The sequence below is a fragment of the Rhizobium sp. UFLA01-1127 genome (genome assembly GCF_059803845.1).
Genome location: NZ_JAUQTZ010000068.1, coordinates 14,001 through 31,284, shown reverse-complemented (window position 1 = coordinate 31,284; position 17,284 = coordinate 14,001). Strand labels below are relative to the sequence as shown.

The 17,284-nt window shown below is 54.8% G+C and carries 14 protein-coding genes; 4 read left to right on the top strand and 10 right to left on the bottom strand.

The window, feature by feature from the left end; translation table 11 throughout:
• Positions 1-249: 249 nt before the first annotated feature.
• From Q4Q11_RS17900 to Q4Q11_RS17890, 3 genes are all read left to right on the top strand, one after another.
• Positions 250-1,962 carry a type I secretion system permease/ATPase gene (locus Q4Q11_RS17900; RefSeq protein WP_498570343.1) on the top strand — a complete coding sequence of 571 codons (1,713 nt, stop codon included), beginning with the start codon at positions 250-252 and terminating at the stop codon, positions 1,960-1,962.
• A complete protein-coding gene (locus tag Q4Q11_RS17895; RefSeq protein ID WP_113223637.1) occupies positions 1,959-3,266 on the top strand; it encodes an HlyD family type I secretion periplasmic adaptor subunit in 1,308 nt (435 codons plus the stop codon). Before Q4Q11_RS17900 ends, Q4Q11_RS17895 begins: the two co-directional genes overlap by 4 nt.
• A gap of 145 nt (positions 3,267-3,411) precedes the next feature.
• On the top strand, positions 3,412-5,322 hold the full coding sequence (locus Q4Q11_RS17890; protein WP_498570341.1) for a M10 family metallopeptidase: 1,911 nt from the start codon (positions 3,412-3,414) through the stop codon (positions 5,320-5,322).
• A 242-nt stretch (positions 5,323-5,564) separates the two neighbouring features.
• Here the strand turns inward: Q4Q11_RS17890 and Q4Q11_RS17885 are convergent, their stop codons facing one another.
• The 10 genes from Q4Q11_RS17885 to rfbB form a co-directional block, all read right to left on the bottom strand.
• Entirely contained in the window at positions 5,565-6,737 is a 1,173-nt protein-coding gene (locus tag Q4Q11_RS17885; protein ID WP_498570340.1) for a glycosyltransferase, read from the bottom strand.
• Positions 6,734-7,870, bottom strand: coding sequence for a non-hydrolyzing UDP-N-acetylglucosamine 2-epimerase (wecB, locus tag Q4Q11_RS17880; protein ID WP_113223635.1), 1,137 nt, complete (start codon positions 7,868-7,870; stop codon positions 6,734-6,736). Before wecB ends, Q4Q11_RS17885 begins: the two co-directional genes overlap by 4 nt.
• A complete protein-coding gene (locus tag Q4Q11_RS17875; protein WP_113223634.1) occupies positions 7,863-9,452 on the bottom strand; it encodes a polysaccharide deacetylase family protein in 1,590 nt (529 codons plus the stop codon). The genes wecB and Q4Q11_RS17875 overlap by 8 nt, the downstream gene beginning before the upstream one ends.
• Entirely contained in the window at positions 9,449-10,786 is a 1,338-nt protein-coding gene (locus Q4Q11_RS17870; RefSeq protein ID WP_498570339.1) for a phenylacetate--CoA ligase family protein, read from the bottom strand. The genes Q4Q11_RS17875 and Q4Q11_RS17870 overlap by 4 nt, the downstream gene beginning before the upstream one ends.
• A gap of 102 nt (positions 10,787-10,888) precedes the next feature.
• Positions 10,889-11,866, bottom strand: a complete 978-nt coding sequence (locus tag Q4Q11_RS17865) for a glycosyltransferase (protein WP_113223632.1) — start codon at positions 11,864-11,866, stop codon at positions 10,889-10,891.
• Positions 11,866-12,942 (bottom strand): glycosyltransferase, encoded by a 1,077-nt coding sequence (locus Q4Q11_RS17860; protein WP_498570342.1) that lies wholly within the window; start codon positions 12,940-12,942, stop codon positions 11,866-11,868. Before Q4Q11_RS17860 ends, Q4Q11_RS17865 begins: the two co-directional genes overlap by 1 nt.
• Positions 12,943-12,974: 32 nt before the next feature.
• Positions 12,975-13,721, bottom strand: a complete 747-nt coding sequence (locus Q4Q11_RS17855; protein WP_498570338.1) for an ABC transporter ATP-binding protein — start codon at positions 13,719-13,721, stop codon at positions 12,975-12,977.
• A 3-nt stretch (positions 13,722-13,724) separates the two neighbouring features.
• Positions 13,725-14,561, bottom strand: a complete 837-nt coding sequence (locus Q4Q11_RS17850) for an ABC transporter permease (RefSeq protein WP_498570337.1) — start codon at positions 14,559-14,561, stop codon at positions 13,725-13,727.
• 115 nt (positions 14,562-14,676) lie between these two features.
• The gene (gene rfbD, locus Q4Q11_RS17845; RefSeq protein ID WP_498570336.1) at positions 14,677-15,564 is read right to left on the bottom strand and encodes a dTDP-4-dehydrorhamnose reductase; all 888 of its coding nucleotides are present in this window, start codon (positions 15,562-15,564) and stop codon (positions 14,677-14,679) included.
• Positions 15,561-16,619, bottom strand: a complete 1,059-nt coding sequence (rfbB, locus tag Q4Q11_RS17840) for a dTDP-glucose 4,6-dehydratase (RefSeq protein ID WP_498570335.1) — start codon at positions 16,617-16,619, stop codon at positions 15,561-15,563. Before rfbB ends, rfbD begins: the two co-directional genes overlap by 4 nt.
• Before the next feature lie 103 nt (positions 16,620-16,722).
• Here rfbB and rfbC point away from each other — a divergent pair, with 103 nt between their 5' ends.
• Entirely contained in the window at positions 16,723-17,274 is a 552-nt protein-coding gene (gene rfbC / locus Q4Q11_RS17835; RefSeq protein ID WP_498570334.1) for a dTDP-4-dehydrorhamnose 3,5-epimerase, read from the top strand.
• Positions 17,275-17,284 lie beyond the last annotated feature (10 nt).

Genomic DNA, 17,284 nt, shown 5'->3' with positions numbered 1-17,284 from the left:
TTCTGAGGCAATTGGTCCGCCCGGCGGTCCCCACGTCAATTGTTGAATTGATTTGGGGCGACGCCGAAATATATGAGTGACGAGAGAGGGGCACGTATCCTTTATGTTCGGGGACGCGAATAACTCATTTTTATTCGATCGTTTGGCTGCAGCAATTTTTCCGTCGGGTGGCTTACGTTCTCCCGGCAACGGCTCGCGGGGAATTTAGACGTGTTCGATAACGCAATTAAGCCGCCGCGATCATTTCTGATGGCGGTGCTATCGTCACTGAAGATGGCTTTTCTGGGGATCGGAGCGACCAGCGCGCTTGTCAATATCCTTGCACTAACCGGCTCGTTTTTCATGTTGCAGGTTTACGACCGGGTGATCCCGGCGCGTAGTCTGCCGACTCTCGCTGGCCTTGGTATCATTGCGGCGACGCTCTATGCCTTTCAAGGATTTCTAGAGGTGGTCCGCTCAATGCTCTTGGTGCGTTTAGGACTGTCAGTCGATGAGCGCTTTGGAACAACAGTGTACGATTCTCTTGTCTTGTTTCCCGCGCGCATGCAGATGCAAGGAGACGGTCTCCAGCCCGTACGGGATCTTGACGTTGTACGCTCCTTTCTTTCCGGGCCAGGGCCAACTGCTCTATTTGATATTCCCTGGATGCCTTTTTATCTTGGTTTGTGTTTCCTTTTTCACATCTGGATCGGAATCACGGCGCTTGCCGGCGCGTTGATACTTGTTGGACTTACAATCTTGACCGAACGGACGTCTCGCGAACCGGCAAAAGAGGCAGCCAAGATCTTGTCGGAGCGCTTGGCGCTGGCGGAAGAAACACGTAGAAACTCCGAAGCTGTGCTTGCTATGGGCTTCGGTCATATGCTTGGCGCGAAGTGGGATGAGATCAATAGCCGCTATCTAGGCAATCATTTACGCTTGTCAAACCTAACCATTACCCTCGGGACAATTTCGAAGATATTGCGGATGATGCTGCAATCAGCCGTGCTCGCCGTTGGCGCGATCCTCGTCATTCGTCAGGAAGCTTCGGGTGGCATCATGATTGCGAGTTCCATTCTCCTCAGTCGAGCATTGGCTCCGGTCGAATTGGCAATTAGCCAGTGGAAGGGCTTTGTTGCCGCCAGAGATAGTTGGTCGCGCCTGGTAAGGCTCGCCGACTTGATGTCTGTCGATGGGCGAGAGGTCGCTTTGCCCAAGCCGGAGAAAGTCTTAAAAGTTGAAAATCTGCATCTTGCGGCGCCCGAGTCCAAGAACTCGATCGTACGAAATATATCCGTGGAGCTCCAGGCGGGGGATTCTGTTGGTGTGATCGGCCCCAGCGCATCCGGCAAATCCACACTCGCGCGGGGGCTCGTCGGCCTTTGGCCACCCGTTGTAGGAGCGGTTCGCTTGGACGGAGCAGCACTGTCGCAATGGGATCCGCATGCACTTGGCAAACATATCGGATATCTGCCGCAGGATGTCGCACTGTTTAGCGGATCCATCGCCGAAAACATTGCTCGGTTTGATCCGGATGCGACCTCGGACAAGATTATTGCTGCTGCGAAGGCGGCGGGCGTGTACGACATGATCCTGCAATTTCCTAAAGGCTTTGAAACGAAGATTGGCGAGCAAGGGTCCGCGTTGTCAGGCGGACAGCGGCAGCGCATTGCGCTGGCCCGCGCGCTCTATGGCGAGCCGTTCCTGATCATTCTCGACGAGCCAAATTCGAATCTCGACGCTGATGGAGAGCTGGCGCTATCGCGAGCCATACTGAGCGTAAAGGCCCGAGGAGGCATTGTCGTAGTCGTTGCGCATCGTCCTAGCGCGCTTGCTGCGGTCGACAAGGTTCTCGTGTTGGCGAATGGCCAAATGCAGGCTTTCGGGCCGAAGGATGAAGTTCTCAGGAGGACAACGCAGCCCGGACCCCCGGAGCCTCAAACCGTCCGGCTGATTGTCGGCGGTGGGGAGATGGCGCAATGAACGGCGCTCTTGCGCCCCTCGCCGAACGCGCCGTGCGCCGCCTGACGCTGGTTGCGCTCGCCGCCGTCATCCTTCTCGTCGGCGTTCTGGGAGGATTGGCTGCCACCATTCATCTTCAGGGTGCCGTTATCGCCACTGGGACGCTGGTTGTTGACAGCTATGTCAAGCCCGTCCAGCACCAAAGGGGCGGCACTGTTGGCCAGGTGTTCGTCAAAAACGGCGATCTCGTTGCAGCTGGCCAAATACTCGTACATCTTGACGATACGCAGGCACGTGCCAATCGTGCCATCATCTCAAAGCGTCTGAAGGAACTTTCGGCGCGTGTAGCTCGGCTCTCGGCAGAGCGAGATGCGAAAGAAACGATCACTTTTCCAAAGGACCTTCTAAACGAACAAGATATAGCCGAAGTAGCGGCGATACTTGACGGAGAACGGCGGCTGTTTGAAGACCGGCGCTCATCCAGAATAGGCCGCAAGGCGCAATTGGCCGAACGGGTTCGTCAGCTTTCGAAGGAGGCGGATGGGCTGGGCGCTCAACAGGAAGGTAAACGACAGGCGATCGATATCATAAATACCGAACTCACCAGTCTTCAGCCATTGCTTGAGCAGGGCATCATTCCCGCGACGCGAGTCTATAGCTTACGGCGTGATGCAGCTGATCTCACCGGACAGCTTGGCAGCCTGGTCGCCTCCGCGGCTCAAACCAATGGAAAAATTGCCGAAACCCAGTTGCAGATTATTCAAGTCGATGACGATCAAAGAACCGAGATATCGGATCAATTGCGGCAGGCCGAAAGTGATATCGGCGAATATTCTGAGCGGCTCGTTGCTGCCGAAGATGAGCTGAAGCACGTTGATATTCGCGCACCCCAGGAGGGGATCGTTCATCAGCTTGTCGTTCATGCTACCGGAACGGTCGTCACGCCTGGCGAGGCGATCATGCAGATCGTGCCCGACAAGGATGCATTGACGCCGGAACTCAAACTGTCACCACGAGATATCGATCAAGTGACTGTCGGGCAGGAGGTGATGGTTCGGTTTTCGGCTTTCAATCAACGCACCACGCAGGGATTAGCAGGCCGCATAACTAGTATCGGCGCCGACATAACAACCGATCAGCGTACTGGGCAAGGCTACTATGATATCAGAGTTTCTATACCTGCGGTTGAATGGGCCCGATTGGGTAATATGGTGCCAATAGCTGGCATGCCGGTGGAGGCATTCGTCCACACGGATCAGCGAACGATGTTAGCCTATTTGGCAAAACCGTTGACCGATCAGGTGGTTCGCGCGTTTAAAGAATAGTAACGATGCGGAGATGGACGGCGCCCGGGAATCAAGGATAGTGCCAAAGATGATGCTACCCATACTTGCATATTTTCCTTTCCTCGTTTACTCAGCTCAGTGAAAGAGGGCTTTTAGAGACGCCATGCACCGGGAGATTTGTTGAATGCTTACTATCACCTATCCCGTTTCGGTATTTGGAGACGATGCCGATGGCTTGATCTATGGACAGTATTGGGCGCAAACTTCACTGGATTTTTCGTTTCCGACGAGCAGTGCGCAGTATGGCAGCTATAGTACCGGGGAGCAGCTGACGTTTCAGCCACTCAATGTCACCATGCAGACTGCGGTGAATTCCGCGTTGGCACAATATGCTTCCGTCTCGAATCTTTCGTTCAACGAACAAGCAGATCCGGGAAGTGCCACAATTCGTTTTGGCATGTCGGATGAGGCGCAAGATACCGCCTATACATATATGCCATCGAACTCTGATCAGGGTGGTGACGTCTGGTTTGGTACGCAGACCGGCACAAGTGCGATGACCGACCCGATCAAAGGCAATTACGCCTGGATCTCCACTCTCCACGAAATCGGACATGCACTTGGACTCAAGCATTCTTTTGAGCCTTCACCCTATAATTCCTCGACGATGAGTATTTGGCATGACAGCATGGAATTCACTGTCATGAGCTACCGCTCCTATTTTGCGGCATCGACGAGCGCTGGCCTTACAAACGAACACTTTGGCTTTGCGCAGTCGCCGATGATGTATGACATTGCAGCGATCCAGAAGCTATATGGTGCCAATTTCACGACGCATTCCGGAGATACGACTTACACCTTTTCACCCACGACCGGTGAAATGTTCATTGATGGCGTCGGGCAAGGAAAGCCCGGCGACAATCGCATTTTTCTCACCATTTGGGATGGTGGTGGCAACGACACCTATGATTTCTCGAACTACACAACAAATCTATCTATAGATTTACGACCGGGCAGCTGGTCATTGATTTCCGCTGCACAAAGAGCCTACCTCGGGGATGGCAACTTCGCGCACGGCAATGTCTATAATGCCCTGCAGTATCATGGCGATAGCCGCTCCTTGATCGAAAACGCAATTGGCGGATCCGGCAACGATACGATTATCGGCAATGCTGCAAATAATACGCTAAAGGGTGGTACCGGTAACGACTGGCTGGACGGGGGAGCTGGTTTCGACACGGCCGTCTTTGACTTCAGTCTAGCACAGGCGACGGTCGACTACGGTTATCGCGCCATGATAGTCAAGGGTGGCGGAGCGGTGGAAAGCTTGGTTTCAATTGAGAAGCTACAGTTTTCCGATAGAGCGGTTGTTCAAAGTGACAGCCTGGTCGATGATATGTTCTATTACACCCACAATCGTGATGTTCTCAACGCCGGCGTTGATGCGGACCAGCACTATGATCAACTTGGTTGGAAGGAAGGGCGTGATCCGAACAGTTTCTTTAGTACGTCCGAATATTTGGCGAAATATCATGATGTTGCGGCTGCGGGAATCGACCCCTTACAGCATTATGATCAATTCGGATGGAAGGAAGGGCGAGATCCCTCTGACCGGTTCAATACGAAGGAATATCTGCGGATCAACCCAGATGTCGCCGCAGCAAAGATTGATCCGCTTGAGCATTATTTGCATTTCGGTATGTATGAGGGGCGTGCTGTCACGGCGAATGATCTGCTAATTAATGGACAATTCTACTACCAGAATAATGCGGATGTAGCGGCCGCCCATCTCGATCCACAGCAGCACTTTAACCAGTACGGCTGGCATGAGGGGCGAGATCCCGACGCATTTTTTAACACCTCAGCATATTTGGCCAGGTACAAGGACGTAGCGGCTGCTGGAATCAACCCGTTCCAGCATTACTTGGAGTTTGGTTGGCATGAGGGGCGAGATCCCTCCGCAAAGTTTGACACTGCGGGATATTTGAAACTTTACCCGGATGTCGCCGCTGCCGGCATCGACCCTCTTGTGCATTACTTGGAGTTTGGCATCTTTGAGGGTAGGACCTATGTAAATGATGGGGTGCTCGGATAAGCTGTACACAGGACTCAGTCGGGTACTTGTGCGGAGCAGTAACAGATGCCGTGAGCTCAGGTCGTGCCGCTACGCTGTGGCGAGTTAGGATAATCAGCACAGATCAAAGTTCCGATTACGGGTCCAACCTTGATGTCAAAGCGTTGCATGTCAATGTCCTTGCCGCCCGAGTGCAAGGATACAGAACCTTTCGCCGATTGAAATCAGGAATAAAATCGACAACGCGGCTGGAGAGATTCTCTTCATATCCATGCAAGCATTCGGTCGAGTCGCGCCTCCCAGCTAAAATTTAGAAGCCTTGGATCATGCAGTCCAATCGCCTCAGGCGGTGCGGTAAGTAATTTCTCGACGCTATAAATCCATTCCGTTGGATCGTGCGCTACGGCAATTTGATCCTTGATATCATCGAGCGCGTCTATCGCTGTGGAGATGATGGGTTTTCCTGCTGCCATGTACTCGTATAACTTCATCGGGAAAACGCCCGACATGTAACCTGTTGTTAGGTTGGGAAGAACTGCAATATCTGTCCCGCGCAAATAGCTCGGTAGAGTGTCATAGGACCGGTACCCCAAAAAATAAACGTTGGGCAGTTCACTTAAGCGGCTAACGGCCGGGCTTTTTTGGCCCTCCGGCTCGTCTCCGATGAAGATCCAATTCCAGCCGGGCCGAGCAACGGCACACTGTTCAATGAGCGAGAAATCGAGCTTGTAGTCGGACAAAACTCCTGTGTAGCAGAGCTTCGGTCCACTAATTTCAGCCAACTCGGCAGGGATTGTTCCAGCATGCCTCGCCTGCGAAAAATGCTCGATATCGGCGACGTTGCGCTCGTAGACACTGCGCTCTCCAGCCACGGCCGCACAGTGAGACTGAAGATAAGGGCTTGTCGTAAATACACGATCCGCTCCTTCGAGAAGCGTCACTTCTGCTTTTCGAAACGAATCGGCGTCCACGCCAGGGATGGCAGCAAGATCGTCGACACAGTGATAAATAGTAGACCGTACCGGCAAACCATCCATGATGCCGTCAATATACGGGTGGTAGGTCCATACAATAACATCATCACCATCGCGGTTGCATTTCAGCCATTTGCGGATCGCCGAGCCAAGCAGCCACCGATTGAAAGCTCGGACAAGTCTGCTCTTATGACCGAATGGAATTGTCAGCGGCGCGTAGACCCAGAGCGTTTGGTCAACTTTCTTTGGGGGAATGAACGCTCTCTTCAGGCGGTCCCATATGCGGAGCAGATCACGCGTATTGGCTCTAGGGGAACGAATTCCGGGTGACTCGATATAGAGCACTTGATGGCCCCGCTTGGCCAAGCGGTCGGCGATATGCTGCTTGTTCGTCCAGTAAGGTGCTGCCCAATCAGCTGTCGAAAACATGACGAATGTCATTCGCTTATCGTCACCGGTCACGGCAACGGCTCCTTCGACAGTATGTCGACGATCCGCGCGGCAGCATTGCCGTCTCCGTAAGGATTGGCTCTTCCAGCCAGCTTTGTCTTGCGACGAGACCTGAGCCAGGAGCTAGCCAGGGAGACAATATTTTCCCGTGCGATCGGCACTAGGCGAGAGAAGCCGGCGCGTACCCCTTCTGGCCGCTCCGTCGTCCTGCGCAACACGATGACTGGCACGCCGAATGAAGGAGCCTCTTCCTGTAAGCCTCCCGAATCCGTCAGCACCAGCTCCGCAGAGGAGAGACAAAATAGTATATCTGCGTAGGGCACCGGATCCCCCAGCACAACATTTTTAACCTCATTGAGCCTTGGCATCACTAGCGCGCGAACGTTTGGATTTAGGTGCACGGGAAAAAAGAACGTGCGATCTGGAAAGCGGTCGGCCAGCGTGGCGATCGCCTCGACAATGACATTGAGGTCATGCGCAAAGCTCTCCCGGCGGTGGCACGTTACAAGCACGAACCGTCCCTGGCTTCGCGCTACCAATTCCTTGACGCCGGGCGATATATTCTCGGAGGTCACCCTGCCTCGAAGCTCTTCCAGCGCATCGACGACGGTGTTGCCGGTAACGAAGATCTTGGATGGGGAGACGCCTTCTTTCCGCAATTGTCGTGCCGATCCTTCTGTCGGCGCAAAATGCAGTGTAGCCAACGACGTAACGAGTTTGCGGTTCATTTCCTCCGGAAATGGGTTGTAGCGCTCATAGGTCCGCAGACCCGCTTCGACATGAGCAATTGGAATCTGGGCGTAATGTGCAGCCAATGACGCCGAAAGAACCGTCGTCGTATCCCCCTGCACAAGGACGACGTCCGGTCTTGCAGCTTGAAAGATCTTTTCGCATGCTCCGATCGCAGCTCCTGTCAACGAGGCAAGCGTTTGATCGGGCTGCATGATGTCCAGATCGACATCCACGGACAGCCCGAAGCTGGTCAATGTCTGGCGCAACATCTCACGATGTTGTCCCGTTGAGACCACCGTACAGCGAAAAGCTTCTGGCCGCGCGTATAGCGCCTTGATGACCGGCGCCATCTTAACTGCCTCTGGCCGCGTGCCTACGATGATCATGACATGACGCACGCCGATTTCAGCCATCGACAAAATCCGCCAACGCCACCGTGGCGCCGTGCCAACGAACGGAGAATGCTAGACCTGACGGGGTTCCAACCGCGGTACCTTCGATCAGTTCGAAGCCATTGTTCGTTTCTCGCATCGTTAGGCGCATCTTGGCCGCGATCCAGTCCAAGGTATCCTCTTCATTGAGCCAAAGAATTGGGCGACCCGCCATTTCCGATTCGATATGGTCAATAAACTCACTATGTCGCGACAGGCGATGTTCCTCAGATCCCCAACCGTAGTCATAGCGCGGCGAGAATGGATGATCGAGATAGCCGAACAGGTTTCCGGCAGCAACTGCGACCATGAACGCCTGCTTGTTGATCGCCAAAGGATCCCCCTCCCTCAGAATACAATCACCATGCAACATACATTGTTGGCTGTGCGTAACGATTCCCGACCCGTCACCCGGTATCGTTCCCCCCTTAGCCATTAGCATTTCCGGATCGTTAGCGATGATACCACCAACGAAACCCTGCAGCCCCGCGCGCTTCAGCGCTTCTGGCACGTAGGCGGGATTCTGATGGAAGGGCGATACGGCATAGCGCACGGTCAAGCCCGGAAGGCGCTGCTCGAGCCAGTCTGAAGAGGTTCGAGCTTCTATCTCGCAGGCTTCTCCGGAGCCTCCCCAGCGGGGTGCATGCGTAACAGAGTGCGAGAGAACGGCGCCGCCGGCATCCAGAACCTCCTTCATCAGCGCGACGTGTTCGTCCTTGTCTTCCTGAGCAGTCTTGATCGCCACCGAGAAAGGCAAGCCGCGCGAACGATAGAGTTCGAACAATGGCCGCGCCGATGCAATGTCTTCATCGCAATCCAGGCGCATCGTCACTGCAGCGTCATATCCGTGCGGAATTTCCCCAATGACCGGAATGCACGGCCTGTCCTCGTGCCGCCAATCCGCGAGGAATGTCTCGATCACGGCCCATTCGGCGCTGTCGACTGGACCCACTGGACGGTTCCACCAGAGGATGGACGCCGTCTCGTTTTCCAGTAAGGTGACGAACGGGAGATCTTTCGCAATACCCGGTGCAGAAGCCACCGCGAGCATCGTTGCGCCGAGAGCTTCGCTCGTCATCGCAATAGACCATGACCCACCATCGGCCGTAATCCGTCCGTATCCTAAGTTGTTCCATTCGTCGGCATAGTCAAATCGTAAGAAAGGTCGCGACGAAAATGGTGATGCATTCGCCAGGGGATGCTTGTTCCAGCTGACCACCGCCGATGATCGCGTTGTCGTATAAATTGGCGTCGGCGGGCACGCCGCCGCATCGGCCCATCCGGAAGCTAGAGATCCCGGCTCAGCCAGTCCCGCCAGAGACGCGACTTTGTCGGGCAAGTGACCAAATAGAAGCACCTTGGCGTTTGACCTAGAAGCCGCAGCGACAAGGGGCGCTTGATCCACCCGGGGGGAGATGAAGACATAAACATTTCCGTCTCCAATTGTCGGCACGGGATCGTCGGATACTACCGTTACCAGACCCCGGGTTACCGATCGGCGGAATGCTTCCGCGACGATCTCGGTGGTGGAATCACCGGGTCTACCTGCAAATACGGTGATCATTGCCCCGATGCCTCTTCTGGTACGAAATGCCTGAATTTCTGGCGCAGGCCGACCAGCTTCAGGTCGGCTGGCGTGATGAATTCGACCTCGACATTGTCGGACCACCACGAGGCAATGCGTTCCCGGATTGCATTTGTGTCGGCGGTATCCTCTGGCACAAGCCGAAACACCGGTTTGCCATGGAGCATCTGAATCTGGAATTCACGAATGCCACCGACGCGATCAAGCACGTCCTGGATAAAGTGGGTGGGAAGTGGCGTGCCGCCCAACATGATCACGTCGTGAACGCGGCCAACCATACGGGGAATGACAATACCATTTGGCTGCTGCGCTAGGATGGCGTTGTCACCGGTGCGATAGCGCAACAGCGGCATCATCCTGTTGAAAAGTGGAGTTATCACCAACTCACCACTGCGAGCACCTTCAGGGACATCCGCCAACCCTGTTTCCTCTTCCGTCCGCAACTCCGGCCATGCGAAAAACTCGTAAAATCGCATATCGGAACTCTTAGGATCGATCTGGTAGGCGATCACGCCGGCTTCCGCCAAGCCATAGCGATCAATCACCTGGCATTGCAGCACCCGCTCGATGCGCTCTCGCTGCCGCGCCTCGAGCAACTCGCCGGAAGATTCGAAGATCTGGAACCCTTTATCCCTGCCGCGGGTCGCCTCGACATGGGCTGCGATCTGATCGGCGGTAGACGGATGGGCATGCGCCAGATGTGGCCGGATCGACTTTATTTTGCGCCATATCTGTTCGAGTTCCTCGCTTGCGAATGTTGCGAAGAAGATATTGTCGCGATTCATGGCAAAGCACTTCACATGCTCACGCATGCGGTCCCGCCACGGAAATACCTCCGGAAATTTCGAGGCGAAATGCAGCTCGCTACGCCAGTGCGTGTTTCCGACGCGACGGCGGCTTTCCTGGGTGACGGCCGAAGACCAGTCCGCCGCCTCCTGATCATAATAAATATGAGCGGACGGTCCAGTCGAACCACCAGTCTTGGCCACATGAATCCGCATACCGTCCCGGTCCTCGCGCATCAGCCTTTGACCCTGTTCGCGAATGATATCCTTCGTTAGGTATGGCAAATCCTCGATATATCGGGGGTCCGCAGCCACCTTCACCGGATCGAAGCCGATCGAACTGAACAGATCACGATAGTACGGCACCTTGGCGCCGGCAAAGACAACTGTTTCGGCAAGGCGCGCCACCGCACGCGCACGTCGCTCTGCAAACGGGCGGTCGATCTCTTCTCTAACCCATCTCGTTTTGCTGCGAATATCGCGGGCTTCATAGCGCTCTGTGAGGGGGTAGACGATGGTCGTTGCCAAGGCCCCGCGAATGCCGTTCCGAAGAGCGCTAAAAATCATTGTCTTTCAGCCTTTGAAATTCCGCGTCAAATGCGCTCTGGTAAGGGCAAATAGACTCGCCTGTCAACGCGCAGCCGCAAGCCTGTGATAGAGTTCTAGCAACGGCTCGACGGCGCGATTCCAGGTAAAGTTCTTGTTCACATGATGCCGCAGCTGCTCCGAGGGCAGCGATTCTCCTGCTTTTATCAACGCGGCGGCAATCCCCTCTACATCGTCGCTGTCGACATACAGAGCATGATCTCCAAAATACTCGCGGGTGGAGCCTTCACCCGTGATCACGAGTCGCGCACCTGCAGCCGATGCCTCTAAAGCAGCAAGGCCTGGCGTTTCCAACGTTGAAGGCAGACAGAAAACCTCGCAAGCAGCATATGCAGACCGCAGCAGCGGACTATCGTGATCAAGTGCGCCCAAATGGCGAACATTCAGACCGGCTTCAGCGAGACAAGCCTTACCATATTCTGCGTCTCGGATATGACCGAGGAGTATCAATGGCTTGCCGGCCTGCTTTGCTGCGCGAATCAAAGCCAACTGGTTCTTGCGTGGCTCGATATTCCCGACATTGAGCACAAACGGCCCGTCAACCTCGTAGGCGGAGCGGAAAAGTCCAGGGTCAACAGGCTCTCCGAACCACGGATCGCAGGCATTGCGCACCGTATGGAAGCGTTCACGCGATAGACCGAGTATGGTCGAGATACGGTCGCTCTCTACATCGCCATTAGTAACGATCGCATCGGCCAAGGAAAGCTGCGCGGCGATTTCGGCGATCGGGTAGAGATGAGTGGTTTCTTCCGTCAGCCAGAGGCTGGCGGAAATGACGAGAGGAATGCCCCGCGCCTTCGCGTAGTTACAAAGATGTACGGAGCCGCCCATACACGAGAAAAAATGGAATATGTCCGCCTTGTCGAGGCCGCCACCCCAGGGATCGTACCGCACCACATCCGCGCCGGCGTTGAGCAGATACTGTTCATATTTCAGCAGCTGGATTTCGCCGCCGCCCGGTGTTTCGAATGCCCAAGGATAAGTCGCATAGACAATCTGCATCAGGCCGCTCCCAAACCTTCGATAGCACTCAGGATAAGCCTGCCATCAGCCTTTATCCGCAGTTCCTCAAGGCGTTTCTTCCGCAAGGAGGCGTGGCCAGCGTGGTCGCCATCTATAAGAAAAGCCGCGATCGCCGCGGCGGCCCCCGCCTTGTCATTTTCCGGAATTAGCAATGCCGCAGACCCCAACACCTCCAATATTGCGGGAACGGGAGTGACGAACATCGGTTTATCAAAGGCCAGCGCATCGAGGGCGGGCACGCAAAACCCTTCGTGAGACGAGTGCGCGATGCAGGCCGTCGTCATTTCATAGAGCGCCTTCAATTGGCGATCCGATATCCCATGATGGAAGGTGACAGGCACGCCATGAGTTTCCTCGATCGTCTTTGCGAGTGCCTTGACAAAATCGACGTAGGGGCCGTTTGTGGGACCACCGACTATATCGAGTGCAACCGGCATCTTCAGCGCCGCTAATTCTCCGGCGATATCGACAATGTCGAGGACGCCCTTATGTGCAACGATGCGCCCGACGTAGAGGAGATTTCGTTTATTCGACTCAGCTCGGAGATCTTCGGCCTGAACAGCATTCCACCGGTCCGCGCCGATGAGCGGCGGGCAAATGACGATCCGGTCCTTGTGATGCGCTAAAGCATCCGCGTCGAACGCCTCGAGCAGACACTTAGCAGTCACTTCCGAATTGACCATGATGATGTCGAACTTAGCGAGAAGTCGACGCTGCCCAAGGCCCAGCCGGCAGTTTTCGATTGTTCGCTCGTCGGCACGATCAATCAGATCAGGCGGTGTGATATTGTGGAAATAGACAATCTTAGGATTCGGTAGAGCGATAATATCCTCAAGCGCAGGATCGAAGATCGAATGATTGAAAAAGATGACATCTTGCGGCTGGACTGCCGTCCAGAATGCAGAGCGGCTTTCAACAGGGTGAGGCTCTTGAACGTCTGTATGTTCAGCCCAAAGTCGAACGTGGTGGCCTGCTTCCTCCGCCAGAATGGCGATCTGCCGCGCGAAGCTGCCGACAGCATCGTTTAAAACGATATCTCGGGCATGAATATGCACTGTGCTCAACGCTGTTCTCTCTGTATTATGGGTCAGCTAACCGCAGTTGCAGGCGCTTCCGCACTATCAATCTTCTGCGCCGGCACGACAGCTTCATCGGATTTGATGTGCCCCTGCTCAAGCCGCACGATGCGTGTGCAAACACGCTCAAGCATCTTCATGTTGTGGGATGCAATGATGAGGATCTTGGATCGGGAAACCAAATCCTCCATGCGCCGCTCGGCTTTCTTGGAAAAGGTTTCATCAACGACGCTCAGCCATTCATCCAGAAGAAGGATCTCCGGTGAGAACGCCGTCGAGACTGAGAAAAGTACGCGCATCAGCATGCCCGAAGAGAACGTGCGCAAGGGCATGCGGCGCATTTTGTCCTCTAGATCCGTAAACTCCCAGATCGAATCAACAAGCTCTTTCGTTGGTTTGATACCATCCACCCGGAGCAAGAGCCTGATGTTGTCCTCGGCAGAAATTTCCATATTGGCGCCGATCGCAAGCCCGAGCAAAGGCGTCATCTGACCGGTGACGGAGATGTTGCCGCCGGATATTGGAAAAATACCCGCGATTGTCCGCAACAGCGTCGTCTTGCCGGAACCGTTCGGTCCGTACAGCCCGATGCGTTCCCCAGCTTTAACCTCAAAGTCGATCTCGTGAAGGGCGCGAATAACTGTTGTTTTTTCGGTAGATCCGCCCGCAGCGGACAGCAAAAGCCTCTTCAAAGACTTGTCGTTCAGATCGTAGATCGGATAGTCAAGCGTGACTTTCTCAAGCGTGATCGTAGCCATTGTTCAGATCCAGAAAGCCGCGTTGCGCAGGCGCGTTAGCGCAAACCAGCTCAACAGGGCGAGAATTGCGAGAAGTCCCAGCGACACGATAAAACTATCCCAGGGCATGGCGTCGTTCAACAATGGCTCTCGCCAGATCGCAAGCAAATGCACGACGGGGTTATAGTGCAGCAGATAGTCGCGACCCGCGACCACATGCGGTTTCCACATGATCGGTGAGGCAAGGAAGGCCAAGTTCATAAATGACTCCACCAGCGGCTGCACGTCTCGATAGCGCGTGGCAAGCGTTCCCGCCACGAGCGATAGGCAGAGCGTCACCGCCATGAAAATGATCAGCCCTGGAATAGCCATGAGGAGACCGAGGAACGTAGCCCCTCCGAGAAAGATGAAAAGAATAATCGGAACCAGGATGTTATGGGCGAGAAACAGTAGATGCCGGAAAAAGCACTGGACATAGAAGATATAGGCAGGCAGCCCCCGATCCTTGATGAATCCACCCGCACCCAGCAGCGTCGTCGTCGCATTGTTGGTCGCGCCGGACAAAAAGTTCCACATAACGAAACTAACTGCAAAATACGGCAAGAAGTCGGGAACGGAGACGTTCGATATAGCGCTAAAGACAAAGCCAATGCAGCCTACGAAAATTGCTGTCTGTAACGTAATCCAAAAAGGGCCGATCACTGATCGGGCATAACGGTGCCGCACATCGTACCAAGCCAGGAAATAGGCCAATTTGATGTTGTTATACATCCCAGGCGGCGATTTCTGTATCCGCAAGGACTTAGTCGGTTCAGACCACGACGGATTCGACGGGCTCGTCGCCTGTGTCTCAACTAACATATTAGTTATCCTCTTCTCGAGATCAAAAGCATCCGGTCCTATCCCACAAGCTCCCACTAATAAGCAAATGGGAGCAAAAGAAGGCCTAGGCTTTCTTGCCCTGATGCAGGATCGATTAACTCCTGATCACCGCCAGCCGCTGCAGGCAGTGAGCTAAGGAGTCTCGCCAGTGCGGAGCTTCAATTTCCAGCGCGCTGGCGATCCGATTGCAATCAAAACGTGAATTGGCTGGTCGCCTTGCCGGCGTCGGATATTCGGCGGTCGAGATTGCCGTCACACGGTCGGGCACTGCCCATCCATGCGCTGCCGCTTCGGCGAAGATTGCCTCGGCAAACCCGTGCCATGTCGTATATCCGCGACCGGCGAAATGGAACGTGCCCGCGACGTTGCGCGAGCGAGCCTTCGCTATCTCAACAATCTTCAGGCAGGCCAAGGCAATATCGCCCGCATAGGTCGGATTGCCATGCTGATCGGCGACGACGCGCAGTTCCTTGCGCTCCCCGCCGAGGCGAAGCATGGTCTTGACGAAGTTGCTTCCGCTCTCGTGAAAAACCCAGGCAGTGCGCAGGATGGTAGCTGCCGAATAGACCTCACGCACACGCTTCTCGCCTTCGGCCTTGCTTAGGCCATAGGTGCTGATCGGCGATATCGCATCGTCTTCGGTATAGGGCATCGTTTTGTCGCCCGAAAACACGTAATCTGTGGAGATATGCACAAAGGGGACATCGAGCTCCCTTGCGGCCTGTGCGATGATCGCTGGGGCATCCGCGTTCAGACGCATCGCCGAGGCAGCGTCGCTCTCCGCTTTATCTACAGCGGTATAAGCCGCAGCGTTTACGATGGCTGATGCTCCCGACTTCATGATTGCTGCATATGTTTGGTCGAGATCCGAAAGATCGAGCTCGCCCCGACCCCAGGCAACCCATTCGAGGCCGCGTTCCTCGGCCAGTTCTGCAAGCGCTGTTGCAACCTGTCCATTCTTACCCAGGATCAAGAGTGTCATTTGGCTTTTGCCTTATAGAGGGCTTCGGCAGCATCCTTGTGGGGTCGCCACCACCACTCGTTGGAAAGATACCACAAGATGGTAGCATGCAGACCGTGATCGAAATCATATTTCGCTTTCCAGCCGAGTTCGGTTTCGATTTTCGTTGCATCTATCGCATAGCGGTGATCGTGACCGAGGCGGTCGGTCACGTAGGTGATAAGGCTCTCATATCCTCCTTGAGGTGCAGGAGGTCCCAACTCGTCCAACAGGGAGCAAATGGTGCGAACGACATCGACGTTGCGGCGCTCGTTGCGTCCGCCGATATTGTATTTTTCACCAAGGCGGCCCTTCGTCGCCACAAGCCACAGAGCGGAAGCATGATCGTCCACGTGCAACCAGTCGCGGACATTGTTACCGGCGCCGTATACCGGTAACGAGCCATGCTCCAGCGCAGTTGTAATCATGCGTGGGATGAGCTTTTCCGGAAATTGAAACGGACCATAATTATTTGAACAATTCGAAATAACAATCGGAAGGCCATACGTGTGGTGCCAGGCATTGACCAGATGGTCCGATGCAGCCTTCGATGCAGAATAAGGCGAGTTTGGCGAATAGGGCGTTGTTTCCGAGAAAAGTCCCTCGTCGCCCAACGTACCATACACCTCATCTGTCGAGACATGCAGAAAACGGAATTCCCGCTGCTCGGCCGGTGAGAGTGCCGACCAATAGCCGCGAACGGCCTCCAGAAGCCGGAACGTGCCAACGATATTGGTCTCGATGAAGGGCGCCGCCCCATCGATAGAGCGGTCGACGTGAGACTCCGCCGCGAGATGTAGAATGACTGATGGGCGGTGACGTTGCAGTATTTCACCCACCAGCTCGCTATTACCGATGTCACCTTGTATGGTCGAGAAGCGCGGACTGGATTTGATGGAGTCGAGCGAGCGAAGATCACCAGCGTACGTCAGCAGATCCAGATTGACGACATCGTAATCTGTTTCGCCAATGAGATATCGACAGACTGCCGATCCTATAAAGCCCGCTCCACCAGTGACCATTGCTGTTTTGCGCATGAAAGCTCTCCGCACTACCTTGTACTCAAGGGAGTGTCCCTATATCGGATCTTTATCGACGTCAAAGCTGCTAGCGTGATCGCCATCTCAAGGGAAGAAAAAAATGAACTTCAAGGCTATTCCTCAGGCTATCCCCGATGTCCTGCTCTTGGAACATAGGGAATTCGGAGACGATCGCGGCTCCTTTACTGAGACGTTTCGCGCCTCCGCGTTCCAGGAACTTGGGTTGCCGCAATTTGTACAGGATAATCAATCACGCTCTTCAAAGGGAGTCGTTCGCGGCTTGCACTATCAAATCAATCCTCACGCGGTGGGAAAACTAGTCCGCTGCGTTCACGGGCGGATATTCGACGTTGCCGTGGATCTGCGCCTGGGATCGCCGACCTATGGTAAATGGACGGGTACGGAGCTTAGCGGCACAGACAACCACATGTTTTACGTTCCCGAGGGCTTCGCCCATGGCTTCATGGCGCTGGAGGATGATACCCTCGTTTCCTACCGACAGACGGGATACTGGGATGCTGCGTCCGAGCGGTCGCTCCTATGGAACGATCCTGACGTCGCGATCGATTGGCCCAAACTTGCCGTGTTGCTTTCGCCAAAGGATGCTACTGCCACGCGCTTTGCTGACGTCGATCACAATTTTAGCTACTAGACGGCAGACC